This window comes from Streptomyces gottesmaniae (genome assembly GCF_031845845.1).
GTDB lineage: Bacteria > Actinomycetota > Actinomycetes > Streptomycetales > Streptomycetaceae > Streptomyces > Streptomyces akebiae.
This window is the reverse complement of the sequence record NZ_JAVRFJ010000019.1, coordinates 61,836-88,661: the sequence shown is the minus strand read 5'-3', so window position 1 is coordinate 88,661 and position 26,826 is coordinate 61,836. Positions and strand designations below refer to the sequence as shown.

Annotated in this window: 24 protein-coding genes and 3 pseudogenes; 18 read left to right on the top strand and 9 right to left on the bottom strand. The window is 70.4% G+C overall.

From position 1 onward, the window contains the following. Positions 1–67: 67 nt before the first annotated feature. The 4 genes from lipB (at position 68) to RM704_RS22240 (ending at position 3,394) form a co-directional block, all read left to right on the top strand. Positions 68–859 (top strand): lipoyl(octanoyl) transferase LipB, encoded by a 792-nt coding sequence (lipB, locus tag RM704_RS22255; RefSeq protein ID WP_033527462.1) that lies wholly within the window; start codon positions 68–70, stop codon positions 857–859. Between the two features lie 243 nt (positions 860–1,102). Beyond that, positions 1,103–2,068 (top strand): lipoyl synthase, encoded by a 966-nt coding sequence (lipA, locus tag RM704_RS22250; RefSeq protein WP_033527461.1) that lies wholly within the window; start codon positions 1,103–1,105, stop codon positions 2,066–2,068. A gap of 270 nt (positions 2,069–2,338) precedes the next feature. Beyond that, on the top strand, positions 2,339–2,542 hold the full coding sequence (locus RM704_RS22245) for an SCO2195 family GlnR-regulated protein (protein WP_033527460.1): 204 nt from the start codon (positions 2,339–2,341) through the stop codon (positions 2,540–2,542). A gap of 150 nt (positions 2,543–2,692) precedes the next feature. After that, positions 2,693–3,394 (top strand): DUF4191 domain-containing protein, encoded by a 702-nt coding sequence (locus RM704_RS22240; protein ID WP_033527459.1) that lies wholly within the window; start codon positions 2,693–2,695, stop codon positions 3,392–3,394. Positions 3,395–3,479: 85 nt separating this feature from the next. On the opposite strand, the gene RM704_RS22235 is transcribed toward RM704_RS22240, so the two are convergent. Further along, entirely contained in the window at positions 3,480–3,947 is a 468-nt protein-coding gene (locus RM704_RS22235) for an RDD family protein (protein WP_033527458.1), read from the bottom strand. A gap of 198 nt (positions 3,948–4,145) precedes the next feature. Here RM704_RS22235 and glnA point away from each other — a divergent pair, with 198 nt between their 5' ends. Further along, positions 4,146–5,555, top strand: coding sequence for a type I glutamate--ammonia ligase (glnA, locus tag RM704_RS22230; protein WP_033527457.1), 1,410 nt, complete (start codon positions 4,146–4,148; stop codon positions 5,553–5,555). A 149-nt stretch (positions 5,556–5,704) separates the two neighbouring features. On the opposite strand, the pseudogene RM704_RS22225 reads toward glnA, so the two are convergent. The 4 genes and pseudogenes from RM704_RS22225 to RM704_RS22210 form a co-directional block, all read right to left on the bottom strand. Then, positions 5,705–6,118: pseudogene (locus RM704_RS22225) on the bottom strand (ATP-binding protein); the annotation flags it as partial. Positions 6,119–6,120: 2 nt separating this feature from the next. Continuing rightward, positions 6,121–6,686 (bottom strand): annotated as a pseudogene (locus tag RM704_RS22220) (bifunctional DNA primase/polymerase); the annotation flags it as partial. 119 nt (positions 6,687–6,805) lie between these two features. After that, positions 6,806–7,642: an NPP1 family protein gene (locus RM704_RS22215; protein ID WP_033527455.1), complete on the bottom strand. Its 837-nt coding sequence runs from the start codon at positions 7,640–7,642 to the stop codon at positions 6,806–6,808. A gap of 593 nt (positions 7,643–8,235) precedes the next feature. Further along, positions 8,236–8,397, bottom strand: coding sequence for a hypothetical protein (locus RM704_RS22210; protein WP_157856697.1), 162 nt, complete (start codon positions 8,395–8,397; stop codon positions 8,236–8,238). A gap of 221 nt (positions 8,398–8,618) precedes the next feature. On the opposite strand from RM704_RS22210, the gene RM704_RS22205 reads away from it, so the two are divergent. The 3 genes and pseudogenes from RM704_RS22205 (at position 8,619) to pspAB (ending at position 10,597) form a co-directional block, all read left to right on the top strand. Then, entirely contained in the window at positions 8,619–8,876 is a 258-nt protein-coding gene (locus tag RM704_RS22205) for an SCO2583/SCO2584 N-terminal domain-containing protein (RefSeq protein ID WP_033527454.1), read from the top strand. A 110-nt stretch (positions 8,877–8,986) separates the two neighbouring features. Beyond that, positions 8,987–9,898: pseudogene (htpX, locus tag RM704_RS22200) on the top strand (zinc metalloprotease HtpX); the annotation flags it as partial. A gap of 75 nt (positions 9,899–9,973) precedes the next feature. Beyond that, positions 9,974–10,597 carry a PspA-associated protein PspAB gene (gene pspAB, locus RM704_RS22195; protein WP_033527453.1) on the top strand — a complete coding sequence of 208 codons (624 nt, stop codon included), beginning with the start codon at positions 9,974–9,976 and terminating at the stop codon, positions 10,595–10,597. A gap of 19 nt (positions 10,598–10,616) precedes the next feature. Here the strand turns inward: pspAB and RM704_RS22190 are convergent, their stop codons facing one another. Then, entirely contained in the window at positions 10,617–10,910 is a 294-nt protein-coding gene (locus RM704_RS22190) for a hypothetical protein (protein WP_033527452.1), read from the bottom strand. Between the two features lie 195 nt (positions 10,911–11,105). Here RM704_RS22190 and RM704_RS22185 point away from each other — a divergent pair, with 195 nt between their 5' ends. Further along, complete coding sequence (locus RM704_RS22185) at positions 11,106–12,041, top strand: phosphotransferase family protein (protein ID WP_052146028.1); 936 nt, start codon at positions 11,106–11,108, stop codon at positions 12,039–12,041. Between the two features lie 278 nt (positions 12,042–12,319). Beyond that, entirely contained in the window at positions 12,320–13,510 is a 1,191-nt protein-coding gene (locus tag RM704_RS22180; protein ID WP_033527451.1) for a winged helix DNA-binding domain-containing protein, read from the top strand. Positions 13,511–13,830: 320 nt separating this feature from the next. Here RM704_RS22180 and RM704_RS22175 read toward each other — a convergent pair whose 3' ends face one another. Together RM704_RS22175 and RM704_RS22170 are read right to left on the bottom strand one after the other, a co-directional pair. Further along, positions 13,831–14,478 (bottom strand): DUF4360 domain-containing protein, encoded by a 648-nt coding sequence (locus RM704_RS22175; protein ID WP_033527450.1) that lies wholly within the window; start codon positions 14,476–14,478, stop codon positions 13,831–13,833. A 242-nt stretch (positions 14,479–14,720) separates the two neighbouring features. Continuing rightward, on the bottom strand, positions 14,721–15,035 hold the full coding sequence (locus RM704_RS22170; protein WP_033527449.1) for a hypothetical protein: 315 nt from the start codon (positions 15,033–15,035) through the stop codon (positions 14,721–14,723). Between the two features lie 177 nt (positions 15,036–15,212). On the opposite strand from RM704_RS22170, the gene RM704_RS22165 reads away from it, so the two are divergent. The 7 genes from RM704_RS22165 (at position 15,213) to RM704_RS22130 (ending at position 22,981) form a co-directional block, all read left to right on the top strand. Next, complete coding sequence (locus tag RM704_RS22165) at positions 15,213–15,572, top strand: arsenate reductase family protein (protein ID WP_033527519.1); 360 nt, start codon at positions 15,213–15,215, stop codon at positions 15,570–15,572. A gap of 224 nt (positions 15,573–15,796) precedes the next feature. Next, positions 15,797–16,495 (top strand): SCO2207 family protein, encoded by a 699-nt coding sequence (locus RM704_RS22160; RefSeq protein ID WP_033527448.1) that lies wholly within the window; start codon positions 15,797–15,799, stop codon positions 16,493–16,495. A 307-nt stretch (positions 16,496–16,802) separates the two neighbouring features. Next, a complete protein-coding gene (gene glnII / locus RM704_RS22155; RefSeq protein WP_033527447.1) occupies positions 16,803–17,834 on the top strand; it encodes a glutamine synthetase in 1,032 nt (343 codons plus the stop codon). A 160-nt stretch (positions 17,835–17,994) separates the two neighbouring features. Next, positions 17,995–18,957, top strand: a complete 963-nt coding sequence (locus RM704_RS22150; protein WP_033527518.1) for a DUF6891 domain-containing protein — start codon at positions 17,995–17,997, stop codon at positions 18,955–18,957. 334 nt (positions 18,958–19,291) lie between these two features. Further along, complete coding sequence (locus RM704_RS22140) at positions 19,292–19,888, top strand: winged helix-turn-helix domain-containing protein (protein ID WP_033527446.1); 597 nt, start codon at positions 19,292–19,294, stop codon at positions 19,886–19,888. 189 nt (positions 19,889–20,077) lie between these two features. Further along, positions 20,078–21,097 (top strand): NAD-dependent epimerase/dehydratase family protein, encoded by a 1,020-nt coding sequence (locus RM704_RS22135; RefSeq protein ID WP_311591071.1) that lies wholly within the window; start codon positions 20,078–20,080, stop codon positions 21,095–21,097. 321 nt (positions 21,098–21,418) lie between these two features. Next, entirely contained in the window at positions 21,419–22,981 is a 1,563-nt protein-coding gene (locus RM704_RS22130) for a DUF1996 domain-containing protein (protein WP_033527444.1), read from the top strand. Between the two features lie 101 nt (positions 22,982–23,082). On the opposite strand, the gene RM704_RS22125 is transcribed toward RM704_RS22130, so the two are convergent. After that, positions 23,083–23,535, bottom strand: a complete 453-nt coding sequence (locus RM704_RS22125) for a hypothetical protein (protein ID WP_033527517.1) — start codon at positions 23,533–23,535, stop codon at positions 23,083–23,085. Positions 23,536–23,650: 115 nt separating this feature from the next. Between RM704_RS22125 and RM704_RS22120 the strand changes: the two genes are divergently transcribed. Next, positions 23,651–26,779 (top strand): alpha-N-acetylglucosaminidase, encoded by a 3,129-nt coding sequence (locus RM704_RS22120; RefSeq protein ID WP_033527443.1) that lies wholly within the window; start codon positions 23,651–23,653, stop codon positions 26,777–26,779. Positions 26,780–26,826 lie beyond the last annotated feature (47 nt).

The following is a 26,826-nucleotide window of genomic DNA, read 5'->3' as shown; positions in this document are numbered from 1 at the left end:
CGCCTGACAGAGCCACAGGGCTATCGCGGTGCCGCCGCCGGCGGTACCGCCGAGGGAGGCGCTTGCCGTGAGTGGGTTGCGGTTCGTCCGTATGGGGTTCGGCACGGAGGCCGTCGAGTACCAGCAGGCCTGGGACGAGCAGCGCCGGGTGCACGCGGCGCGCTTCGCGGACGAGGTCCCCGACACCGTGCTGCTCCTGGAACACCCGCCGGTCTACACGGCCGGGCGGCGCACGGCCGACAACGAGCGCCCCCTCGACGGCACCCCGGTGATCGACGTCGACCGCGGCGGCAAGATCACCTGGCACGGTCCCGGCCAGCTGGTCGGCTACCCGATCCAGAAGCTCCCCCGCCCGGTGGACGTGGTCGCGCATGTACGGCGCCTCGAAGAGGCCCTCATCCGTACCTGCGCGGAGTTCGGCCTGGAGACCACCCGGGTCGAGGGCCGCAGCGGTGTGTGGGTGCTCGGCGACCCGGTCGAGCAGCGGCTCGGCGGGCTCTCGCTGGACCTCGACCCCCGGATGACGGACGACGAGTTCGACCCGCGGATGAACGGACCGGAGTACGCGCCCTCCAACGCCGGGCAGCGGCGTGAGGACCGCAAGGTCGCGGCGATCGGGATCCGGGTCGCGAAGGGCGTCACCATGCACGGCTTCTCGCTGAACGTGAACCCCGACAACAAGTGGTTCGACCGGATCATCCCGTGCGGGATCCGTGACGCGGGGGTCGCCTCCCTCGCGGATGAGCTGGGGCGGGACGTCACGATCGCCGAGGTGCTGCCGGTCGCCGAGCGGCATCTGCGGGAGGTTCTGGAGAACGCCGACCTGCGGCCACGGGTGGTGGAAAGCGCGTCGGCCTGACGAGGGGTTTCCTGGTCCCCGCCGCCCCTGCCCGTCCCACCCCGGGGGCCGCGCGCCCCTTCGACCCCCGGTCACAGCCTCGGGGCTCCGCCCCGGACCCCGTTCGCGCGGTTCCCCGCGCCCCTGGGGCGCGGCGGGGCGAGGGAATGTCCCCTCGGAGCCGAAGGTTGCCCACCCCGGGGAGCTAGAACCGTACGGGCGTACCCTGGTGGACGCCGAAGAATCGAAGCACAGGGAGCCGATGTGTCCGCAGTCGCACCCGACGGACGCAAGATGCTGCGCCTGGAGGTCCGGAACAGCCAGACCCCCATCGAGCGCAAGCCCGAGTGGATCAAGACCCGGGCGAAAATGGGCCCCGAGTACACCAAGATGCAGAGCCTGGTGAAGAGCGAGGGCCTGCACACGGTCTGCCAGGAGGCGGGCTGTCCCAACATCTACGAGTGCTGGGAGGACCGCGAGGCCACGTTCCTCATCGGCGGCGACCAGTGCACCCGCCGCTGCGACTTCTGCCAGATCGACACCGGCAAGCCCGAGGCGCTGGACCGCGACGAACCCCGCCGCGTCGGCGAGTCCGTGGTCACCATGGACCTGAACTACGCCACCATCACCGGCGTCGCCCGTGACGACCTCCCCGACGGCGGCGCCTGGCTCTACGCCGAGACCGTCCGCCAGATCCACGAGCAGACGGCGGGACGCGAGGCCGGCCCCACCAAGGTCGAGCTGCTGGCGCCCGACTTCAACGCCGTCCCGGAGCTGCTGGAGGAGGTCTTCGCCTCCCGCCCCGAGGTGTTCGCGCACAACGTCGAGACGGTCCCCCGGATCTTCAAGCGCATCCGCCCCGGCTTCCGCTACGAGCGTTCCCTGAAGGTCATCACCGAGGCCCGTGACTACGGTCTGGTCACGAAGTCGAACCTCATCCTCGGCATGGGCGAGACCCGCGAGGAGGTCAGCGAGGCGCTCAAGCAGCTGCACGACGCGGGCTGCGAGCTGGTGACCATCACGCAGTACCTGCGCCCGAGCGTCCGGCACCACCCCGTGGAGCGCTGGGTCAAGCCGCAGGAGTTCGTCGAGCTGAAGCAGGAGGCCGACGAGATCGGCTTCTCCGGTGTGATGTCCGGCCCGCTGGTCCGTTCCTCGTACCGGGCCGGCCGCCTGTACCAGATGGCCGTCGAGAAGCGGGGCTCCTACGTCGCTTCGCAGGCCGTCTGACCCTTAGGCCGAATGGCACGGAGTGCCACCCGATTCGTGTGAATCTGAGCACAAGAGGCTACTCGTCGGTAATGGCCGATTGAGCGCGGTCCTGATCGTCCTCGCAGTTGAGGGCACTGTCAGGGCCGCGTCGGGGTTTAAAAGCCGCGTATCAAGGCTTCACTGGCGTTTGACCGGTCGGTCACGCCCTGGTAACACCAATCAGTGACCCTGGTTTCACGCCCGGTACAGGGTCCTAGCCAGAGCAGCCATCCCAAGGGGGGACCTCTCATGCAGGCCGCACCCGTTCGCGCCACAGCGATCCCGTCGTTCACCGATGCACTCCGTGCCGTCGAGTCGCTGCTCATGAGCAGCGGTCAGCGCACCGCACGTCGCAACGCCTGGACCTCCGTCCTGGAGGACCGCCGTCGCGCCAAGGACCGTGTCGAGACCGAGCGCGTCCTCGAAGCGGCCGTCGCCTCGCGCACCTCGTAACGCTCCACCCCGTAACGCCCGCTCCACGCACCGCCGCACCACGTCGGCACCGCCGCCGCCCGGCGCCGCTTCCCCAGCGCAGCCGCCGGTCCCCGGTCCCCACCGGCACCGCCGTCGTCCTCGCTTTCCCGGACACGTAGACTTCGTGCCATGGCGAGGAAGGAACCCGCAGCGGACGCTGCGAACCCCGGGCGACTCAAGCAGATCGCTCTGACGTACAAGATGACCCGCAGGGCCGACAAGAAGATCGGTCTTGTACTCGCGGCTGTCGGAATCATCACCTTCGGTGTCTTCCTCGCGATCGGTTTCTTGATCGGTCACCCCATCTATCTCGGAATCCTGGGCCTCCTGCTCGCCTTCCTCGCGACGGCGATCGTGTTCGGACGGCGGGCCGAGCGGGCCGCGTTCGGGCAGATGGAAGGCCAGCCGGGTGCCGCGGCAGCGGTGCTGGACAACGTGGGCCGTGGCTGGACCACGACGCCCGCGGTGGCGATGAACCGCAGCCAGGACGTGGTGCACCGGGCCGTCGGCAAGGCCGGCATCGTCCTGGTCGCCGAGGGCAACCCGAACCGGGTGAAGAGCCTGCTGGCCGCCGAGAAGCGGAAGATGGCCCGCATCGTGGCGGACGTCCCGGTGCACGACCTGGTCGTGGGCACGGGCGAGGGCCAGACCGAGCTGAAGAAGCTCCGCACGACCATGCTCAAGCTGCCGCGCGTCCTCTCCGGCCCCCAGGTGACCGCCACCAACGACCGGCTGCGCGCGATGGGCGACCTGATGAGCAACATGCCGCTCCCCAAGGGCCCGATGCCCAAGGGCATGCGCATGCCGAAGGGCGGCCCGAAGGCCCGCTGACGCCATGCGTACGACCACGAGTACGACGAGGGGGCGCCCGGATCATTCCGGGCGCCCCCTCGTCGTACCGCTCGTCGTACCGGTGCTAGATGCGCACCTCGACCGTGCGGGCCAGCCGGTCGTGCAGGCCGCGTCCGTCCCGGTCCCAGACAAGGGCCGGGATGGCGAGGCAGAGGAGGGCGGTGCGGGCCAGGGCGCGCCAGGGGTTCACCGCGCCGGTGTCCTGGGCGACGACGCGCAGGCCGAAGAGGCGCTTACCTGGAGTGAAGCCGACCGTGCCCAGGGTGAGGGCGTGCAGCAGGAAGAAGATGAGCAGGGCCCAGTTGCTGGTGGCCTGGTCGTAGCCGTCGGTGATCAGGCCGTATGCGATCAAGAGGCACAGCCCCCAGTCGACCCCGAGGGCACCGAGCCGGCGGCCGGGGCGGGCGATGGAGCCCGGGCCCTCCTCCGGCAGACCGAGCTGCTCCCCCCTGTACCCGAAGTCGACTCCGGCGTCCTCCGCGGCGGCGCGGGGGCCGGAGAGCCACGATCCGATTGCTTGCCTCTTGTCCACGCGACCACGGTACTGCGACCGTTCTGCCATACGGACAGGTGGGGTGCGGGGCGGGATGTCCGGTTAACTTGTGCGAAACAAATGGGTCACGCACGAGAAATCACCCGTCCCTAGTGTCGACAACAGCGTGTGCCACCGCACTGGCAGCACGAACGAACTACCACCCCGGCAGCTGACGTCGGGAGTAGGAGGAGCTGGATGTTCCAGAACGCCGACGAGGCCAAGAAGTACATCGCGGACGAGGACGTCAAGTTCGTCGACGTCCGCTTCTGCGACCTGCCGGGTGTGATGCAGCACTTCACGATCCCGGCCACGGCCTTCGACCCGGCCGAGGAGCTCGCGTTCGACGGCTCCTCGATCCGCGGCTTCCAGGCGATCCACGAGTCCGACATGGCGCTCCGCGCCGACCTGTCCACCGCGCGCGTCGACCCCTTCCGCCGCGACAAGACGGTCAACATCAACTTCTTCATCCACGACCCGATCACGGGCGAGCAGTACTCCCGTGACCCGCGGAACGTGGCGAAGAAGGCGGAGGCGTACCTGGCGTCCACCGGTATCGCCGACACCGCGTACTTCGGCCCCGAGGCCGAGTTCTACGTCTTCGACAGCGTGCGCTTCAAGACCTCGGAGAACGAGTCCTTCTACCACATCGACTCCGAGGCGGGCGCCTGGAACACCGGTGCGCTGGAGGACAACCGCGGTTACAAGGTCCGCTACAAGGGCGGTTACTTCCCGACCCCGCCGGTCGACCACTTCGCCGACCTGCGTGCGGAGATCTCCCTGGAGCTGGCCAAGTCCGGCCTCCAGGTCGAGCGCCAGCACCACGAGGTGGGCACCGCCGGCCAGGCCGAGATCAACTACAAGTTCAACACGCTGCTCGCCGCGGCCGACGACCTCCAGCTCTTCAAGTACATCGTGAAGAACGTGGCCTGGCGCAACGGCAAGACCGCGACCTTCATGCCGAAGCCGATCTTCGGTGACAACGGCTCGGGCATGCACGTCCACCAGTCGCTGTGGTCGGGCGGCTCCCCGCTCTTCTACGACGAGGCCGGTTACGCGGGCCTGTCGGACACCGCCCGCTACTACATCGGCGGCATCCTCAAGCACGCCCCGTCGCTGCTGGCCTTCACCAACCCGACGGTGAACTCGTACCACCGTCTGGTCCCGGGCTTCGAGGCCCCGGTGAACCTGGTCTACTCGCAGCGCAACCGCTCCGCGGCCATGCGTATCCCGATCACGGGTTCGAACCCGAAGGCCAAGCGCGTCGAGTTCCGCGCGCCCGACTCCTCCGGCAACCCGTACCTCGCCTTCTCGGCCCTGCTCCTCGCGGGCCTCGACGGCATCAAGAACAAGATCGAGCCCGCCGAGCCGATCGACAAGGACCTCTACGAGCTGGCCCCCGAGGAGCACGCGGGCGTCCCGCAGGTCCCGACCTCGCTCCCGGCCGTCCTCGACTCGCTGGAGCGCGACCACGAGTTCCTCCTCCAGGGCGACGTCTTCACGCCGGACCTGATCGAGACGTGGATCGACTACAAGCGCGCCAACGAGATCGCCCCGCTGCAGCTGCGCCCGCACCCGCACGAGTTCGAGCTGTACTTCGACGTGTGATATCGCCCCAGGTCAGAGCGGGTTTCTGCTCCCCTGGGCCGTGTGTGGGCCGTCGGCCGTGTTCTTCCCACTCCGGGAAGGGCACGGCCGGCGGCCTTTTGCGCTCAGGATCCGGGAGACACGCCCTTGCCGAAGACCGAGTCGATGGCCCGGCGCGCCCAGACCTCGCGCGGGTCGGGGGTGCGGACGTCCCAGCCGGTGGGGTGGATACGCACGGACTTGCCGTCGTCGCGGCCCAGGTCGAGCCACGTCGCCCCGTCGAATCCTGGGGCCACGCGGATGTGCACGGGCTGCACGTCCTCGGTCGGCGCGAGGGCTTCGATGAAGTCCAACGCCTCCTTGAGGGCGGTCCCGTTGAATACGCCGACCCCGTCCTTGAACAGTCCGACCATGAGTTCCTGCCGGTGGCTGCCGGTCGTGCCCTGGGAGCGGATCGGGCGGGCCACGGGGTGGCCGTTCTTCTGCGCGTACACGGTTCCGTCGGCGGGGCGGAAGTACCGGAAGTGCGCTTGGGCGTAGTCGGTGATGACCGCGCGGGCGGGGTTCTTCTCGTCCTCGGACATGGTCACGGTCCCAACGTGGTCAGGGCGTTGGTCCCCGCGTCGATGCAGTGCCGGGGCGACTCGCCCTTGGTCTGCGCGGCGATGAACAGCCGGGAGACGTGGGTGTCGGTGAGGCAGCCGCACCGGCCATGGGTGGAGAGCACGGCGAGGAACGTGCGGTAGACCGTGGCGTGCACGGCGCTGCGGGCCTCGCTGATGCGCTGTACCGCCATGGCGATGCCACGGTCCAGACAGGTGGGCGTGCGGTGCGGGCAGTGCCCCTGTCCACCCCTCAGGGGCACTGCGAGCGTCTATGGCGTCCTGCGAGCGGTGGACGGCTCTTTACTGCCAGTGCGCGCACAGCGTCCGGGAGGGCGGTTGTGGCGCCGGTGCCGGGTTCGAGCCAACGGGCGTAGGACATCAGGGACTTGATGTCGACGCCCTCGCGGACGCCGTTCACGGACCGCATGGCGCCCTCGTAGATCCAGTGCTCACCCCGCATGGTCGGCACGGTGAGGGTGGTGGGCAGGGTGGCGCGGGCCCATTCGACGGCGTCCGGGTTGTCGAGGTCGGGTACGGTCACCCCGGCAAGAGGGTCACAGGGGGTGGCGGAGAACTCAATGGGTTTACGTGAGGGAAGGGGCCTGCCCCGGCGGCGGGAGGAGTGCCGTCGGGGCAGGCCCCTGTCTGCGTCCGTTCCTGTCTCCGTCAGCCGGCGGCCCACACGTCGAAGGGGATACCGGCGGCGGGGCCGTTCTTGGCCGCGTTGAGCTCGTTGTTGTAGCGGCCGTCCTTCAGCGGGAAGTTGGCGGAGCCCCAGGTGGCGTCCTGCATCCGGCGCTGGAGGTCCACGCCGTTGTTGCCGGCCGGGAACCTGTTCCAGGTGACCAGGCGCGGGAAGTCCCAGCCGCCGTCGCCCCAGGCCTCCGCGACCTCGCCCCAGCCGGCGAAGCGGAAGGAGTGGGTCCCCCAGTCAAGCACTTGGCCCTCCTTGTGGTAGACGACCTTGAGACGGACCCCGTCCCTCGGGACATCGCTCCAGTTCTTGGTCGTGTAGTCGCCGTGGGCGGAGACGGACGCGTACGAGGGCGTGCTCGCGCCCTGCCGGACCCAGATCACGGCGGCTTCCCAGTCGTGGCGGTGCGACGTGCTGGTGCATGCAGCGCAGGACATGTCCTTCTCGAAGTACAGCGTGTAGATGATCGCGCACCAGCCGTTGTTGCACTTGGCCCGCGAGTAGGTGTTGGCCTTGCCCAGGTGGTTGTCGCGGCACTGGCCGGTGATGGCTCCGCTGTCGTCGAGGCCGCCGTTGAGGTTGCCCCACTGGTCGATGGCGGCGACCGGGAGACAGCTGTCCGTGTCGTAGTCGAAGACCGGCTGGAAGGTCTTCTGGAACGTGGTTGTGCTCTCGGGCAGGGGGGTCAGTACGCCGGCGTGGGCGCTGCCGGTCAGCCCGATGGTCAGCGCGGCGGCACTGGCCGCGACGAGCGCGAAACGCCCGAGGCGGCCGAGGCGGGACTTCCTGCTCTTCAGTGCTTGGGACATCAGCGGTTCTCTCCACTTGCTCTGCGCGGGGGACGCCGGTGATCCGGCTCTGCGGGGCAGAGGCTGCTCAGCAGCGGAGGACGCCCCGTGATCCGGCTTGACGGGACAGAGACTGACAAGCGGAGAGTTGATCGACACCTACTCTCACCAGGGCAATCAAATCCGACCAACGGTTCCGGATTGTTCGGCGGCACGTACCGCCGCTGTCATCAACGCCGCACTTTGCGGCCGCAGGGTTTCGGCTGGTCAGCGGGATACGTATGTTGATGCCTCCGACCCGGCTCACTTGATGTATCGAAAAATGCCGTAAGTCTCGGAAATCTCGTGATACTTCGGAAATAGGTAGGTCTATGGGGCGTCCGGAAAGAGCCATCGACCCGACGGCCGGCCCCGTCCAGCTGCTCGCCCACCGGCTGAGGGAGTTGCGCGGAGCAAGCGCGACCGGCCCATGGGCGCGCTGCTCAGCCCGGACGGCCGGGTGTTCGCCACCGCCGAACGATCCGGTCGGCTGTTCCGCGACGGCCGTCTCGCGACGGCGAGGGAGCCCCCCTGGGGAGCGGCGCCCTCGAAGACCCTCGGTCCGCCGTGGTGGTTCAGCGGTCGAGGACGATCTTCGTCGTGGTGACCGGCGCGGCGTTCGGCGAGGCGGCCGCGGACTTCTTCTTGTCGGGGTTGATGGCGTACTCAAGCCCTGGTCGGCACCGTTGGGCTTGGGCCGTCTGTGGGCCGTCCAGGGGGCCAGCGACGACCAACAACGACAGACAACGACAGACAACGACAGCATCCGCGCTGGTTGGCGCGGAGGAGCAAACCCGCACCCGAGGTCGCGGCACCGGGGCATCACTTCTTCGACGTGTCATCGACGCGTAGCCCGTACGCCTCCACGGCGGCGCACCCGTTCCCGTTTCCCGGGGCGGGGGCGTCGTCGTATGGTTCTGGCACGACTGTTCGAGAGAGATGACGGGGAGACACGGGGATGCCCGAACAGGACGACGCCGAGCGGGAGTTCGACATCAAGTGGGCGGACGACGCCGAGCACAAGGAGCCCTCCGCCCGGGCCCGGATGCTCGCGGCCCGCTGGAAGGAGAACCCGCCCGCGCCACAGCCCTTCCGCGCCGCGCCGGGGCCGAGGGTGCCGCGCCGGTCGTCCTGGGTGTCGACCGTGATCGTGTTCGGGTGTGTGGCGGGGCTGATCGCGCTGATCGGATACATCAACTATCGGTCCTCGTACTGAGCCTTTGCCCTGCTGGGGGCGATCACGACCACCGCGTGACCCGTTCATGGGGAGACCCGGGCGCACAATGGAAGCGGGACGAGCTGCTGCCTGAGCGTGGGGTGGTACGGATGTCTGAGCGTTTCCGGAGTGATCCTCGGCTGGCCGTGCGGATGACGGTCACGCTGTTCCTGCTCGGGTTGCTGTATGTCGTGTTCGTGGCCGTGCTGATCGCGCTGCTGAGGTCCTGGGTGCTGGTCGTGGTGATCGCCGCGGGGCTGCTGGGGGCGCAGTACTGGTACTCCGACCGGGTCGCCCTGTACGCGATGCGCGGGCGGCTCGTGGAGCCGGAGGAGTATCCGCTGCTGCACGGGGTGGTGGACCGGCTGTGCGCGGTGGCGGACGTGCCGAAGCCGCGGGTCGCCGTGGCCGACATGGAGATGCCGAACGCGTTCGCGACCGGGCGGAACGCCGATCACGCCGTGGTGTGCGTGACGACCGGTCTGCTGCGGCGGCTGGAGCCGGACGAGCTGGAGGGTGTGCTCGCGCACGAGCTGTCGCATGTGGCGCACCGCGATGTCGCCGTGATGACGGTCGCCTCGTTCCTCGGGGTGATCGCCGGGCTCGTCGTCCGGGCCGCGTTCTACTCGCACATGTTCGGCGGGCGGCGGGACCAGAACACCGCCGTCGTGTTCAGTGTGATCATGGGCGTCTCCGCCGCCGTGTACGTCCTGAGTTTCCTGCTGATCCGGGTGCTGTCCCGGTACCGCGAGCTGGCCGCCGACCGGGCGGGTGCCCTGCTCACCGGGCGGCCCTCGGCGCTCGCGTCCGCGCTCACCAAGGTCACCGGTGACATCGCGCGCATCCCCACCCGGGACCTGCGCACCTCGCAGGCCTTCAACGCCTTCTACTTCACCCCTGCGCTCGGCGACCACCCCCATCTGGCCCACTTCTTCGCCACCCACCCGCCACTGGAACAGCGGCTCGACCAACTGGCCCGCATCTCGGCGGAGCTGGATGCGGCCGCCGCGCCGGGGAACTCCGAGGGCTCGGGGAGCTCCGACGGCCCGGGACGTTCCGGTGGGTCCGTGGAGCCCGGGAAGGCGGGCTGAGCGGGCATGGGGCTGCTGGACATCCTCCTGGGCCGTACGAAGCCGGTCGCACCCGACCTCGACCGGCTCTTCGCCCTCCCCTCGGCCGCCGTCACGCTGGAGGCGGCCGCCTCCCTCACTCCGACCGGCACGGGCGCGGTGTGCTTCGCGACGGTCGAGGGCGCGGCCTTCGACGGCGTACGCCGGGAGGTACGGGCCCTGCTCGACGCGGACGCGGGGCGGACCGGGCCGCCGGTCGGGATCGAGCGGGACGCGTACGGCTACTCGTGGCTGGTCTCCCGGCGGGACCCGCGGGACCTGCCCGCGCTGGTGAACGATCTGCACGCGGTCAACAGCGCCCTGGAGGGCAGCGGGTTCGGACCTCAACTGCTGTGCTCGGTCGTCGGTTTCCGACGTGAGGGCGAGGGCGGGAGCGGGGGCGCCGGTGAGGGTGGCGGTCGCGGTGCGCGGCTCGGGATCGTCTATCTCTACAAGCGCGGGACGTTCTATCCGTTCGCGCCGTTGCCGGGTGACGGGCAGCGGCGGGACAACGCGCTGGAGCTGCGGGTGCGGGCCGTGCTCGAGGACGAGCTGCGCGTCGAGCCCGAGCTGAGCCGGTGGTTCCCGATCTGGGGTGCCCCGGGGCTGTGACCGCGGCCCCGGGGCGCCGTTACTTGTTGCTCTTGTTCCGCTCCTGCCGACGGGTCTCGAAAGGCCGTTCACGGCGGTAGCGGCGCTCCCACTTCGCCTGCTGGTCACGACGGTCGCGGTACGCGCGGTAGGAGGCTGGCTGGGGCGAGCCGCCGCCCGCCGGGGAACCCGACGAGGACGCCGCCGAGCCTCCCCCCGTGCGGCCGTGACGGACGTACAGGTAGAGCAGGGCGACTGCGGCCAGCCAGAGGATGTGGTGGGAGAAACCCATGACGACCAGAACCGCGGTCGCCGAGAGGATCAAGGTGCCCATGACGGGACTCCTCGGGGCGTGGCGTGGTGATGACTGTGCGGGGAAGAGTAGCCCCGGGGCCGGAAAGTGGTGCCCGTCGTGCACGGGCCCGGCGTTCCGGGGGCCTTCGCTCCGCGTTTCCAGGATGCTCGCGTGACGGGTGCGGGGGCATCCCATTTATCGGTGGTGCCGGCCTCTGTCGGGGATGCTGGCTCCATGGGATTCGACGATCAGGAGTGGACGGCGACGCGTGCGTGGGTCGCCAAGCAGCTCCCCGCGGGCCGGGTGGTGCGCGACTGGACCGATCTGCGCGGCGGTTGGACGTCGCGGATGCGCCGGCTGGGACTCGACGACGGGACGGATCTCGTCCTGCGCTCGTTCGTGAAACCGTTCTTCCGACTGCACGCGCCAGGGCTGCTGAGCCGCGAGGCCGCCGTGCTCACCCTGCTCGCCCCGTACGACGACATTCCCACCCCCCTCCTGCACGCCGTGGATCCGACGGGCGAACTCGCCGACCATCCCTCGTTGTTGATGTCCCTGCTGCCGGGGTCCGTGCGGGTCGCGGAGGACGCGGATCTGGAGCGGCGGCTGGACCTGCTCGCCGGGCAGCTCGCCCGGATCCACGCGGTCGTACCGGAGCGACGGCCTCGCACCTACCAGGCCTGGACCTCGCCCGAACGGGCCACCACGCCCGGCGGTCCGCTGTGGGAGCGGGCCGTGGACGTGATCCGGCGGGAGGCGCCCGCGTACGAAGGGTGCTTTCTGCACCGGGACTTCCACCCCGGGAACGTGCTGTTCACGGGGGCGGGTGCGAGCGGTGACCTGAGGGTCGGCGGGGTCGTGGACTGGGTCGAGACCTCGTGGGGGCCCGCCGACCTGGATGTGGCGCACTGCTCGACGGCGGTGGCGTTGCTGTACGGGGCCGGGTACGGGTCGGGGTTCCGTGCGCGGTACGAGGCACGGGGTGGGCGCCGGCTGTCGCGGGATCAGGATCACCTGTACTGGCTGCTGCTGGACGCGCTCGCGTACGCGCCCGAGGCGGAGAAGCTGGCGGGGCCCTGGCGGGAGCTGGGGCGGACGGATCTGACGCCGGATGTGCTGGGGGCGCGGCTGGAGGCCTATGTGGGCGGGGTGTTGGAGCGGTACGCGTAGGAAGGGTCGGGGCGTGGCCGTCTCACCGGGTCGGCGTCACACGCCCCGGCGTCGGCGTCACACGCGTCGGCGTCGCCGTCACCACTCCCGCCTCGTTCGCCGCGCCGGGGGCGGTGGGGTCGCGGGGCGGGGGATTGTCAGTGGGGGCCGGGAGGATGTGGGGCAGAGGGCTGGGTTCGGTGATGTTCGAGGCTCTCTGCGGATGTGACGGCTCGCGGGAGCGTCAGGGCTTCGGGGCTTTTCGGGCAGGACGCGGCGTGTGGGTGGAGGCGGCTGGCATGGGTGACGGGCGGCGGTACGTGGGGGCCGGCGAACGGCGCGTGCGGTTGGGGCTGCGGCAGCGGCTGGCCGGATCGGCGCGGTCGTCGGGGCCCGAGGAGGTGGCCGATGCGCTCGTCGCCCTGCACGGCTCGGACCCCGCGACGGTGTTCCTGGCCGTGGGCGCACGGCTCGCCGACGCCACGCGGACGGTGACCGAGACCGAGCGGGCGCTCTACGCGGACCGGACGCTCGTCCGGATGCACGGCATGCGGCACACCGTGTTCGTGTTCCCCACGGAGCTGACCGCCGTGGTGCACGCCTCGACCGGCCTCACGGTCGCCGCGCGGGAGAGGGCCATGCTGCTGAAGGCCATGGCGGCGGCCGGGGCCCCCGACGCGGCCTGGCTGAAGGAGGTCGAGGAGTCGACGCTGGCCGCGCTGGCCCGCCGGGGCCAGGCCACCGCATCCGAACTCGCCGAGGACGAACCGAGGTTGCGGGAGCGGTTCGTGTACGCGGCGGGCAAGAGCTACGAGGGGACGCACACCGTCTCGACCCGGCTGCTCAAGGTGCTGGGCGTGGAGGGCAGAGTCGTACGGGGACGGCCGCTCGGCTCCTGGACGTCGAGCCAGTTCCGTTGGGCCGTGGCTCCCGCCCACCCCGAGCTGGACGTGGCCGAGGCCCAGGCGTCCCTGCTGGGCCGGTGGTTGGCCGCCTGCGGTCCGGCGACCGAGGCGGACCTCAAGTGGTGGACGGGATGGCGGGTCACCGAGGTACGACGGGCGCTGGCGGCGATCGGGGCGCGGGCCGTGACGCTGGACGAGGGCACGGGGTTCGTGACCGCCGAGGACGAGGACCCGGTCCCCGACTCGGGCGAGCCGTGGGCCGCCCTGCTGCCGGGGCTCGACCCGACGGCCATGGGATGGCGCGACCGCGACTGGTACCTCGCCCCCGGGATACGGCCCGCCCTCTTCGACTACAGCGGCAACGTCGGCCCGACGGTGTGGTGGAACGGCCGGGTGGTGGGCGGGTGGGCCCAGCGGGCGGACGGGGAGGTCGTGTGGCGGTTGCTGGACACGGAAGGGGTGGGGCGGGAGGCCGAGGAGAAGATCCACGCGGAGGCCGCGCGGCTTCGGGGGTGGTTGGGTGACACCCGGGTCACACCGCGGTTCCGGACGCCCCTGGAGAAGGAGTTGGCGGCGGGCGGGTGAGGGGGTGCCTGGTAGCTCGGGGGTGCGGGTTTCATCGGCGGGTGCGGGTGAGGGGTGGGGCGCGTGATGACTCGGGGGTGCGGTTTCATCGGCGGGTGCGCGTGAGTGGGGCTTCTCGCGCAGTTCCCCGCGCCCCTAAAAGCATCAGGCCCCCGCGGGCCTGAAAGGCAACGGGGCTGCGGGCCTGCAAAGCAACGGGGCGCAGCCCCTGCTTTTCAGGGGCGCGGGGAACTGCGCGAGAAGCCCCACCGGGCCCGCGGACGAAACACCGACCCGAACGCCGGGTGCCCGCGCAGCGAGGGGGCACCCGGCGCCGCGGCTCACTTCTCCGGGCACTCCTTCCAGGCCAAGTGGTAGATCGTGCTGATGTCACCGTCCGTCGAGTCCATGGTCATGAAGCTCGTGCTGCTCGCCGGCGACGACCCCCGGTTGACCCGCAGCTCGGTGTTGATGTTGAAGTTCCGCTCGACACCGCAGGGCGCCCACACCAGTTGGGCCCAGTCGGTCTCGTCCGTGGCCTGCCAGTTGTCCTCCAGCGGGCCGTTGAACGTGTGGGTCCGGGCGGCCGTGTCGGGGGACCCCTGGAAGTAGTACGAGGCCTTCTCCACCCCGCTCGCACCGCGCTGCAGGGAGGCGAAGCCTCGGTAGTCGACGCTGGCGATGGCGTAGGTGAAGCCGCCGGGCACATGGACGATCAGGTTGAGCTGGCAGTTCTTGCGGAACGCGGTGGACGGGGCGCCACCGCCGACCTGGGCGAGGTAGTCGCTGTAGGTCACCGTGAACGCGGTGTTGTCCGGTGAGACGGCGACCGCGGCCGTGCCCTGGGGACAGCCGGAGCCGTTCACCGTGGCGACCTTGATGACGATCTTGTCCGGGGGCGGGTCCTCGAACGGGGAGTCGGCCTGCGCGGGTAGCGCACTGGAGAAGAGGGCGGCCACTGCGCCACCCAGGAGGAGACCACGAACCATGGGGGGTTCTCCCATCAGAGTCATGCACATGTCAACAAACATGTGCGAGGACCCCGCGGTCCGCGAGAGACACAGCCATGCGGGCACAGTCTGTGAAACACCTGTGAAGACCGAGGGGCGACCGCATCGTATGGACCCGCGGCGGGCAGCACTAGGGCGATCTCCGGCCAACCCTGGCGGCCGGAGATCGCCCCTTTTCCGGGCGGCGTCAGCGGTCGTACCGCGTCAGCCGCCCCATCGCGTCAGCGGCTGTAGCGCATCAGCGCCCGCACCATGTGGCACGTGGTGTCCGACGGCGGGTGCACCCCGATGACCTCCGCCGTGCTCCGGATCGTCTCGTTGCGCGCCTGGTTCGGCATGTGGACACCGGAGTCGAGCAGGGCGATCGCGAGGCGCATGGCCTTCAGGCGCCGGTTGTGGGTGACGTACCACTCGCGCGGACGGCCCGGCGGCAGCGTGTGCTTCACCACCGGCGCGTAGGGCAGGTCGAGCGGGACGGGGTGCTGGACGGTGGACTGGGTGGGCAGCGGCTTCGACTTCAGTGCGGCAGCGGGCAAGACATCCTCCTGTCGCGGTCTGGGCGCCGCCGGAAATCCCCCGTCGGCAACCCTCGAACACTGCTTCTATTTTACTACCCACCACTGACAATCGCCCCTGGCCAGAAGGGATCTGACGGGTCCTGTGACAGGGGTGGAACACGGGTTTTCCGGGTCCGGTTGGCTACGGTGAACGCCATGGAGATCTGGATCAATCCGGCCTGTTCCAAGTGCCGCAGCGCGATCAGCCTGCTCGACGCCGAGGGCGCCGACTACACCGTCCGCCGTTATCTGGAGGACGTCCCGAGCGAGGACGAGATCCGTGCCGTACTGGAGCGGCTCGGGCTCGAACCGTGGGACATCACCCGCACCCAGGAGGCCGCCGCCAAGGAGCTCGGCCTCAAGGAGTGGGCCCGGGACGCCGGTACGCGCGACCGATGGGTCAGGGCGCTCGCCGAGCACCCGAAGCTCATCCAGCGGCCGATCATCACGGCGGACGACGGCACCGCGCTGGTGGCCCGCACGGACGAGGCGGTGCGGGACGCCCTCTCCAGGTAGCTGACGGGCGAAAGGGGTCGAGCGCGGTCGTGGGGCGGCCCGGGTGTGCCGAGGGCGGCGTGCGCCGAGGACGGCCGAGACGGCCGGCTTCGACTGCGGTGTGACGTGCGTCACTTGAGAGTTCGCTGTGACCACTGAGTAGCTTCGTTCGGGATCTCGTACATAGCGGCGTACTCGTCCGATCCGGTGGCCCGGCGAGGGTCCACCGGGAACAGGAGGCGCGCATGTCGCGTAGGAGAACGCTCGGCACGAAGAAGAAGGTCGCGCTGTTCGTGACCGCGGCGGCGGTGGCGGGAGGCGGGGCCTTCGCCATGGCGGCCACGTCGAACGCGGCGCAGACCGCGGCGGATTCCAGTGTCTGCCAGGGTCTGGCCACCGCGCTCGGCAACAACGAGCGGTTCATCGCGGACCAGAAGGCGAACCCCGACGCCCAGTCGGCGGCCCGGATCGCCAACCGTGAGGCGGTCATCACCCAGATCGAGGTACAGCAGAAGGCGTCGGACTGCGTCGTCGGGGAGTCGGCTCAGGGCTCCCAGGCCGCGCAGCCCGCACAGCCGTCCGCGCCGGCCGCGGAGACCGGGGGGTCGGCTCAGGACCCCCAGGGCGACGAGGCCGCTGGGAACGCGGGTGGCGCCGGAGACGCGGCCGGCGGGAACGCGGGGAACGGCGGGGCCGGTGAGCAGGTCTGCAACGGCTCCACCGTGACCCTCTCCGGCGAGGGCGGCGCCCCGGCGGCGTCCAGCAACGAGTTCCCGGCGGGGACGAAACTGCGGGTGACCAACCTGGACAACAACAAGTCCACCACCGTGGAGGTCACCTCCGTCTCCGGCAGCTGTGTCCTGTTGAACAACTCCGCCTTCGAGCAGGTCCGGGAACCCGGCAAGTTCCTGATCCGCCGTGCGCTGATCGAGAAGGTGGGGTGACCCCGGCCGCCTCGGCGGGGCGCGCCCGCTCGCGCTCGTTACGGTGAGGTGAAGGGGAGGCGATCGCCGCCCACGGGGGCCGGCCACCGCGCGCAGCGGTGGCCGGCCTCCCTCGCGGGTACGACCAGCGCGTCCGCCAGGACGTGAGTCGCGCCACAGAGACACCAGGTAACACGGGGTTCACATTCGAGCAATGATCGGGAAATCGCAGGTTGACAGGCTGCGCGGCATCAGCGCGGCGTTTCAGTGCCGCAGCGCCGCAGCACCCGCACATGCGCCTAGTGACCCACCCCGAAGGATGTGTCCCGTGACCTTCAAGGCTGAGTACATCTGGATCGACGGCACCGAGCCGACGGCCAAGCTCCGTTCCAAGACGAAGATCATCGCGGGTGAGCCCGCCGGTCTGGACGCGCTGCCGATCTGGGGCTTCGACGGGTCCTCGACCAACCAGGCCGAGGGGCACTCCTCGGACCGTGTGCTCCAGCCGGTCTTCACCTGCCCGGACCCGATCCGCGGCGGCGACGACGTCCTCGTGCTCTGCGAGGTCCTCAACATCGACATGACGCCGCACGAGTCCAACACCCGTGCCGCGCTGCGTGAGGTCGCCGAGAAGTTCGCCGCGCAGGAGCCGATCTTCGGCATCGAGCAGGAGTACACGTTCTTCCAGGACGGCACCCCGCTCGGCTTCCCCAAGGGCGGCTTCCCGGCCCCCCAGGGCGGCTACTACTGCGGTGTCGGCGCCGACGAGATCTTCGGCCGTGACATCGTCGAGGCCCACCTGGAGAACTGCCTGACCGCCGGTCTCGGCATCTCCGGCATCAACGCCGAGGTCATGCCCGGCCAGTGGGAGTTCCAGGTCGGTCCGCTGGCCCCGCTGGAGGTCGCCGACCAGCTGTGGGTGGCCCGCTGGCTGCTCTACCGCACCGCCGAGGACTTCGACGTCGCGGCCACCCTCGACCCCAAGCCGGCCAAGGGTGACTGGAACGGCGCCGGTGCGCACACCAACTTCTCCACGAAGGCGATGCGCGAGGGCTACGACGCGATCATCACCGCGTGCGAGTCGCTGGGCGAGGGCTCGAAGCCGCTCGACCACGTCAAGCACTACGGCGCCGGCATCGACGACCGACTGACCGGCCTGCACGAGACCGCCCCGTGGAACGAGTACTCCTACGGTGTCTCCAACCGTGGCGCCTCGGTCCGTATCCCGTGGCAGGTCGAGAAGGACGGCAAGGGCTACATCGAGGACCGCCGTCCGAACGCCAACGTCGACCCGTACGTCGTGACGCGGCTGATCGTCGACACCTGCTGCACCGCGCTCGACAAGGCCGGCCAGGTCTGATCCGCAAGCGCTCCACAGCGTTTCCCGCGAGGGCGTCCACCGGTTCCGGTGGGCGCCCTCCGGCGTTGTCGGTGGGGCGTGCCATGGTGGGGGCATGAAGATCGACGGGGGCGACCCGACTCGTACGAACGAGCCCATCGACGCGGCCGGGCCGACCGCCATGGAGGCGGACGGACCGGCCGTCGAGGGCACGGACCGGCTGGCCGTCAAGGTCGAGACGGAGAACTGGGAGAAGCACGCCCGGGTCACGGCGGAGGGGCTGCGCGAGCTGGTGCGCCGGATCGGGGACCACGGCGACCGTTTCCTGGTCGTCCAGCGGATACCGGACGTGCCGGACGTCTTCGTCCAGGTCTGGCACCAGCGGGCCGACGACGGCACCGACGGCGAGTACCAGCTGGAACACCGCGAGGGCCGCGACCGGTTCTTCGGGACCGTGCTGACCGACCCGGAGTGCGTCGCGCGGGCCATGACCGGCTGGGCGCGGCGGGCGGCGGGCTGGGACACCGGCATCGAGTGGACCCCGGTCGAGCACGACGCCCCCGAGGAGGTGCCGGAGCTCGACGACGACGTACGGGAGCAGGTCGAGGAGCGGGTACGGGAGTTGCTGCGCTGCGGATACGGCGACCGGGCACAGCTCACCGAGGCCGCCGAGGAGTACCTGGTCGAGGGCGACCACCGGCCCGTCTCCCGCGCGCAGGCCCGGCAGCTCGTCGACCGGCTCTGGGTGGAGCGGCTCGCCGAGCAGGACACCTGGGACGGGGTCACCGACCCGGAGCGGCTCACCCGTGCCTTCGAGGCGCTCCAGGGGGCGCACGGCATCACCGCCCGGGAGAACTTCACCTGCTGCCGCAGCTGCGGTACGAGCGAGATAGGCGCCGAAGGCCCCTCGGACGCCCGGGGTTTCGTGTTCTTCCACTCCCAGTGCACCGAGGGCGCCGCCGCCGGGCACGGACTGATGCTGCTCTACGGCGGGTTCGACGGGTCCGCCGAGACCACGGCGGCGGTCGGACGGGACGTCGTCGCGGCCCTCGCGGCGCAGGGACTATCCGCACAGTGGGACGGCGATCCCGGCACGGCCATCACCGTCACCCCGTTGGACTGGCACAAACGCCTGGTCGGCTGAGGTCACGGCAGACTCCCGTCATGTCCAGGATGCGAGCAAGCAGGGGGAGCGGACTCCTGCGGCGGGCGTGTGTCTGCTTCAATGGGGCCATGGCCGGCTTCCAGAACCCACGCGCGACGGGTCGTCATGACCTGGAGCCCTTCTGGCCTTCCCGTCAGCACCACGACTTCGACCGGGTGTGTTGCCGCGCGACGAACGCGCCGGCCCTCTAAAGCCGTACACCCCGGCCTTCGGTCGGCGCGGAACGACGTACGTCCCTCGGCGGGTCACCGACCACGAACTCGGTCGCCGAGGTCTCCCGGACGAACTTCTCGCGCGAAAGAGCTGACCTCTCATGGCGAACACCCGTTCTCTGTCGACCGCCACCCCGTTCACCGCCGCGTCGGGCTCCGCCCCCGACGCCGTCCCCTCCCCCGGCCCCTCGCCCCGCCACCGGCTGCGCGCGGTGGGCCGGGACGAGGTCGTGGACATCGCCGACTTCCTGCCGCCGGGCGCCACCTGGATGCCCGCGCCCCAGCACACCCTGCCCACGCTGCCGGGCCGGCCGCCGATGGTCGGCTACCTGGTGCTCGTGCCGGCCGACCAGCAGCCGCCGGCGCCTCCGGTACCGCCGGTGCCGACGGTCGAGGTCGGGAATGACGAGCTGGTCCGCGTCGACACCGAGCGGCGCACCGCGCAGGTCGACGGGCGGCCGCTCGACCTCACCTATCTGGAGTTCGAACTCCTCGCCCATCTGGTCGCGCATCCCCATCGGGTGCACACCCGCGACCAGTTGGTCACGACGGTGTGGGGCTACGGGCATGTCGGCGACGGGCGGACCGTCGACGTCCACATCGCCCGGCTGCGCCGAAAGCTCGGCGCGGAGTTCCGCCAGGCGATCCGGACCGTTCGGCGAGTGGGGTACAAGTACTCGCCGCCGCTGCGTGGTTGATCTGCTGCTAGGAGACCTCCTGAGCTCCTGAGCTCCTGAGCTCCTGAGCTCCTGAGCTCCTGAGCTCTTGAGCTCTTGAGCTCCTGAGCTCCTGAGAGAGGACTTCCCGGCAGACGACCTTCCGGGAGCAGATCTCCTGAGAGCAGATTCCCGTTCCGTACCGGCGCCCCCGCGGGCAGAGTCGGCGGTATGAGACTTCTGATGCTGGGTGGGACGGAGTTCGTGGGCCGCGCCGTCGTGGAGTCGGCGCTGGCCCGTGGCTGGGAGGTGACCGTCTTCCATCGGGGACGGCACGCGCCTCCGGCCGGGGTGCGGTCGGTGCTGGGCGACCGCACCGCGCCGGACGGGCTCGCGGCGCTCGTCGAGGCCGCCTCCACCGGTTCCGGTTCCGGCGGCGGGTGGGATGTCGTCGTCGACACGTGGTCGGCGGCGCCGCGAGCGGTCCGGGACGCCGCGCGACTGCTGGCCGACCGGGTCGAACGTCATGTGTACGTGTCGAGTTGCTCGGTGTACGCCTGGCCCCCGGCCGCCGGGTACGACGAGCGGGCGCCCCTGGTGGAGGGCGCGTCGGCCGACGCGGAGCAGACCGACTACGCCCGCGACAAGCGGGGCGGTGAGCTCGCCGCCGTCGAGGCGTTCGGTGCCGACTGCTCGCTCCTGGTGCGCTCCGGGCTGATCCTCGGACCGTACGAGAACATCGGCCGGCTGCCCTGGTGGCTCAACCGTGTGGCCCGGGGCGGACCGGTCCTGGCGCCCGGCCCCCGGGACCTCCCTCTCCAGTACGTCGACGTCCGCGATCTCGCCGACTGGGTGCTCGGCGCGGCGGAACGCGGGCTGAGCGGCGCCTACAACCTGGCCGGCCGCACGGGCGCGACCACCATGGGCGAACTGCTCGACGCGTGCGTGCGGGTGACCGGAGGCGGAGCCGAACTCCGCTGGACGGCACCGGAGTCGATCCTCGACGCCGGTGTCGAACCGTGGACCGAGCTGCCGGTGTGGGTGCCCGCCGGGAGCGACCTGCACGACGCGCTGCACCGGGCGGACGTGTCGCGGGCCGAGCGGGACGGGCTGCGCTGCCGGGACGTGACGGAGACCGTGCGGGACACCTGGGAGTGGCTGACAGGGCTCGGCGGCGTCGCACCGCACCGGCCCGACCGGCCTCCGGTGGGTCTGGACCCCGCGGTGGAGGCGAAGGTGCTGGGCCTCTAGAGCCGACGCACGATTTCGGCGGCGCGTTCGGAACCGCGGCCGAACGGGCAATCGGCACGCGGACGGCGGTACTCGCTCATCCTGACCAGGGCCGCCGAAACGATCCCTTCACGGACCCCGCCCGGGACCCTCACCGCGCACACGCCGTAGAGAAGTGACAACTCCCGGTGTTTCGTGGGGTGTTGAAACCACTTTGTCCCACGAATCTCTCATCAATTTCTGAGTCGTCTGAACACTCCTGGGACTCACCGCGTATGTGAGGGAGCCGCTTCACTCCTGTCGGGCGCCTCGATAGCCCCGCAAGGAAGTCAGAGGAGTTCCATGGGACGCAACACACGCAAACGACGTTCGCCGCTGGCCGTCCGGGCCATCGCCGCATCCGCGGCGCTCGCGGTCGCGGGCGGCGGCCTGGTCTGGGCGAACTTCTACGCCTCAGCGGGCGAGTCGGAGTCCGGGCAGAACAGCACGCTGGCCTCCGCGCAGGTGGCCACGATCGACTGCCCGGACGTCGGCCAGCAGCTGACGAACGTGCCCGAGAGGGCCCGCCAGGGTGTCGCCAAGGAGCTGGCGCTGCTGGACCAGCAGATCACCGAGGCCTACAAGCGCCTCGCCGACACGCGCCAGGCCCAGGCGGGAGACGCCGGCTTCGTCAACAACGCCATCATCGGCCCGCTCAAGTCCAAGCGAGTGGCCACCCTCGACCGGATCGGCATCAACATCCGGAACGCGGGCGGGCAGGCTCCGCAGGGCATGGACCAGCTCGCCGCCTGCAAGGGCGTCGCCGACCCGAACCAGACCAACGCGGGTGAGGGCCAGGACCAGGGCGGCAACAACGACGGCCAGGACCAGAACCAGGACGGTCAGAACCAGGGTGGTGACGGCCAGAACCAGGGCGATGGCCAGAACCAGGGCGGCGACGGCCAGAACCAGGGCGGCAACGGCCAGGGCGGCAACGGTCCGGTCGCGGGCGACTTCATCGACATCAACCAGGTCCAGCCGAACGGCGGCCCGAAGGGCGTCAACGGCAACGGCCTCGCGGCCAACGGCGACGGCGGTTCGACGGGTTCCTTCACCACCAGCTGCGGCACCAACGAGAACGAGCTCCGCAACTCGGACAACGTGATCGTCGCCCCCGGTGTCAGCAACGGTGCCCAGCACCAGCACGACTACGTCGGCAACCAGAGCAACAACGCCTTCGCGAGCGACGAGGACCTGGCCAACGCGGAGACCACCTGCCAGAACCAGGGCGACAAGTCCTCGTACTTCTGGCCGGTCATCCGTCTGCAGGACGGCACGAACGACATCGACGCCAACGCGCCCGGCGGTGGCCAGGACGGCAACGTCGGCAAGATCGTCGAGCCCAGCCAGGCCGAGCTGAAGTTCGTCGGCAACAAGCAGGGCGACGTCGTCGCGATGCCGACCGCGCTGCGCATCATCACCGGTGACGCGAAGTCCTTCGTGAACGGCCTGAACAACGCCAACACGAACTGGAGCTGCACCGGCTTCGAGGACCGTGTGGTGACGGACAAGTACCCGATCTGCCCCGAGGGCAGCTCCGTGGTCCGGACGTCCTTCTTCCAGAGCTGCTGGGACGGCCAGAACATCGACAGCGCCAACCACCGCACGCACGTCGACTTCGTCGAGCAGGACGGCAGCTGCTCCAACGGCTTCCAGGCCATCCCGCAGCTCCAGGTCCGCCTGGTCTACGACATCCCGGCCCCGTCCATCCAGAACGGGCAGCTGCAGAACGCGTACGCGATCGACTCCTTCCCGGACCAGCTGCACAAGGCCATCACCGACCACAACGACTTCATCAACTTCTTCGACGAGAACACGATGAACCAGGTGGTCGACTGCATCAACAGCGGCCAGGACTGCCAGTAGCCCTGAAGCAGCCACAGTCATCCTGAAGCGGTGACGAGGAAGCCGGCGGTGGGATCTCCCACCGCCGGCTTTCGTCGTTCCTCGTGGCCGGCCGCGCGCGGTCAGCCGCTGTGGTCGCCGTTGTTGTGGCTGCCACCGGGGTTCATGTGCTCCGACCCCTCCTGCACCTCCCCGCCGAGCGTGCTCTGCAGCCCGCCCACCGTCTTCTTCTCCCCGACGGCGACCCACTTGCGGCCGACGAGGTAGTAGCCGCCGTAGTCCTTGGCGCCGGCGAGCCATTCCGCCTGGCCCCGGTCGGTGGCGAAGGTCGCGAGGACGAACTTGCCGTCGAAGTCGCCGTCCTTGTTGGTGCAGAGGGCCTGCCGGATGGTGTCCGCGTCCGTCTGCATGTCGGGCTTGCAGCCCACCTCGCCCGCGATGTGCTCCAGCGTTCCGGTCGCCGTCTTCGGAACGGCGGCCTCGGCGTCGTCGCCCGAGCCGCAGCCGGTCAGCAGCAGCAGGGCGGCGACCGTGCCGGCCGCGCTCCCCGCAAGGCTCTTCCTCGTCAAACTCATCCGTACCTCCGGGTCCATTCCGGCGACATGAACTCGCCAGCTCCGTGCGCACCGTTGTTCACGGACGGTCGCCCCGTTAGCGTGCCGCCACTGTCGACACAGGGGGCACACAGACATGAACAGTCCGTCGCGACGCACGGTGCTGGGCTCGGCCGGTGTCATCGGCCTCGGAACCTACCTGCAGTGGTCGGCTCCGGCCCACGCCGCAGAGAGCCCCGGCGAGGGCCCCGCCTTCGATACGGCTCCCGCGCGCTCCGCGCTCAATCGGCTGCTGCCCGGCCACGCCGGACAGTTCCGGCTCAGTCTGCTCGACCGCAGCGGCACCGTCGACCGTTTCCGGGTCACGGGCACCACCGGAAGCATCCGGGTCCAGGCCACGACTCCCGCCACCCTGCTCATGGGCGTCCACTGGTACCTCAAGTACGTCTGCGGGGCACACCTCGCCTGGAACGGCAGCCAGCTCGACCTGCCGAGGCGCCTCCCCGCGCCGGCCCGGCCCCTGGAGAGATCCACCGCCCTCCCCCACCGCTTCGCCCTCAACGACACCAACGACGGCTACACCGCCCCGTACGCGGACTGGCCGTACTGGGAGCACCAGATCGATCTGCTGGCGGCGCACGGCTGCAACGAGGTGCTGGTCATCGCGGGGATGGAAGCCGTCTACCACCGGCTGCTGAAGGACTTCGGCTACTCCGACGAGGAGTCCCGGGCCTGGCTGCCCGCACCCTCGCACCAGCCCTGGTGGCTGCTGCAGAACCTCTCCGGCTACGGCGGACCCCTCTCCCCCGAGCTGATCGCCCGCCGGGCCGCCCTGGGCCGGCGGATCGCCGACCGGCTGCGCGAACTGGGCATGTCCCCGGTACTGCCCGGCTACTACGGGCACGTGCCCAAGGAGTTCGTGGCACGCAACGGCGGTGACGCGCACGTCGTCCCGCAGGGCATCTGGCACGGCTTCGAACGCCCCGACTGGCTCGATCCGCGCACCGACGCCTTCGCCCGGGTCGCCGCCTCCTTCTACGGCCACCTGGAGGACGTGTACGGCGAGGCGTCCCACTTCAAGATGGACCTCCTGCACGAGGGCGGCACCGCGGGCGACGTCCCGGTGCCGGACGCGGCGCAGGGCGTGGAGCGCGCCCTGCAGAAGGCCCACCCGGGCGCCACCTGGGTGATCCTCGGCTGGCAGGAGAACCCGCTGCCCGAACTGCTGGACGCCATCGACCGGTCGAAGATGCTGATCGTGGACGGTGTCTCCGACCGCTACACCAGCGTCACCAACCGCGAGCGCGACTGGGGCGGCACCCCGTACTGCTTCGGCACGATCCCCAACTTCGGCGGCCGTACGACCATCGGGGCCCGCGCGCACCTGTGGAACGACAAGTTCTTCGCCTGGCGGGACAAGCCCGACAGCGCGCTCGTCGGTACGGCGTTCATGCCGGAGGCCACCGACCGCGACCCCGCGGCCTTCGAGCTCTTCTCCGAACTGGCCTGGACACCGGGGAAGATCGACCGGGCCGCCTGGTTCTCCTCGTACGCCGACTTCCGCTACGGCGGCCGGGACGAGGGCGCCCGCAGGGCGTGGCGGGCGCTGCACGACACCGCGTACCAGCAGCGGGCCGTGGAGCGCAGCGACCCGCACGACTCCCTGTTCTGCGCCCGTCCCGACCTGGCGGCGGACCGGGCGGCCGAGTACGCGCCGAGGACCCTGACGTACGACCCGGGCCGCTTCGACGCGGCCCTCGCCGGGCTGCTGGGCGTGGCGGGTGGGCTGCGCCGCAATCCGGCGTACCGGTACGACGTGGTGGACGTGGCCCGGCAGGCGCTCGCGCACCGCGGCCGCCAGTACCTGCCGCAGCTGCGGGCGGCCTACCGGCGGGGTGATCTCGCGACCTTCCGTGCCCTGTCCACGCTCTGGCTGCGGCTGATGCGGCTGTCGGACGAGGTGACGGGGACGAACACGGCGTTCCTGCTCGGGCCGTGGGTGAACGACGCTCGGCTGATGGCCACGAACGACGCCGAGCGGGCGGAGTTCGAGCGCACGGCCAAGGTGCTGATCACCGTGTGGGGCGGGCGGGCCACGTCCGACACGGGGAATCTGCACGAGTACGGCAACCGGGAGTGGAACGGTCTCATGGCCGACTTCTACGTCCCGCGCTGGCAGAAGTGGCTGGACGCGCTGGAGGACGCGCTCGCCACGGGGACCGCTCCTGCGGCCGTGGACTGGTTCGCGTTCGAGGAGCCGTGGACACGGGAGCGGAAGGACTATCCGTTGCGGCCGGTGGGGGACGCGTACGGTGCGGCGGTGCGGGTGCGGGACGTGCTGGCGCGGGCGCCGTACCAGGGGTCGCTGACCGTCACGGCCGAGCCGCCGGTGCTGCCGCCGGGCGGCAGTGCGCGACTGTCGGCGGTCTTCCGCAACGTCAACGGGCTGCGGGCCACCGGGCGGGTGGACTTCGCCCTCAGCGGCTTCGGCGGCACGGTCGAGCCGGAGGGGCCGACATCGTTGGCGAGCGTCGCCGCGGCGGGCTCGGGGACGGTGCGCTGGCGCGCGGACGCGCCCGACGCGCCCCTCGACCGGCCGTTGCGTCCGCTCCCCTACACGGTCACGGTCGAGTACGGGCCCCGTGGTGAGGACCGGGTCGAGGGGCGCTTCGACGGAACGCTCTTCGAGGCGGGGGCGCTGGATCCCGGGTGGCTCACCTATACCGACAACGATGCCGTCTTCGGGCAGTTGGGGGATCGGTTCGGGATCGACGGGGCCGGGGCGGACCTGTGGCGGGGGACGACGGAGTTCGGCACGGTCTATCGGGCGGGGGCGCTGCGCGACGGTACGTCCGTCACCCTTCGGGTCGACTCCCAGGCGGCGACCGGGAACTGGGCACGGGCGGGGATCGTGGTGCGCAACAGCCTCGGGACGGCCGGGTCGGCGGGGTTCCTGAACCTGGCGGTCACGCCGGCGAACGGGGTGGTGTTGTCGTACGACAGCACGGGCGACGGGACGCTCGACACCTATCGGCGGATCACCGGGATCAAGGCGCCGGTGCTGTTGCGGCTGCGTCGGACGGGGGTGGGGGCGTACACGGGTGAGTGTTCCACCGATGAGGGGGCCGGCTGGCGGGTGGTGGGCTCGGTGGTGGTGCCGGGGGCGGTGGCCGGGGGGCAGGACGTGGGGCTCTTCATGAGTGCGACCAACGGGGGAAGTGGGGCGCGGGGGTTGGTCGAGTTCAGTGGGTGGTCGCTCGGCTGACTTTTCGTGCGGGTCCGGTGGGGGCCGGTCGCGCAGTTCCCGCGCCC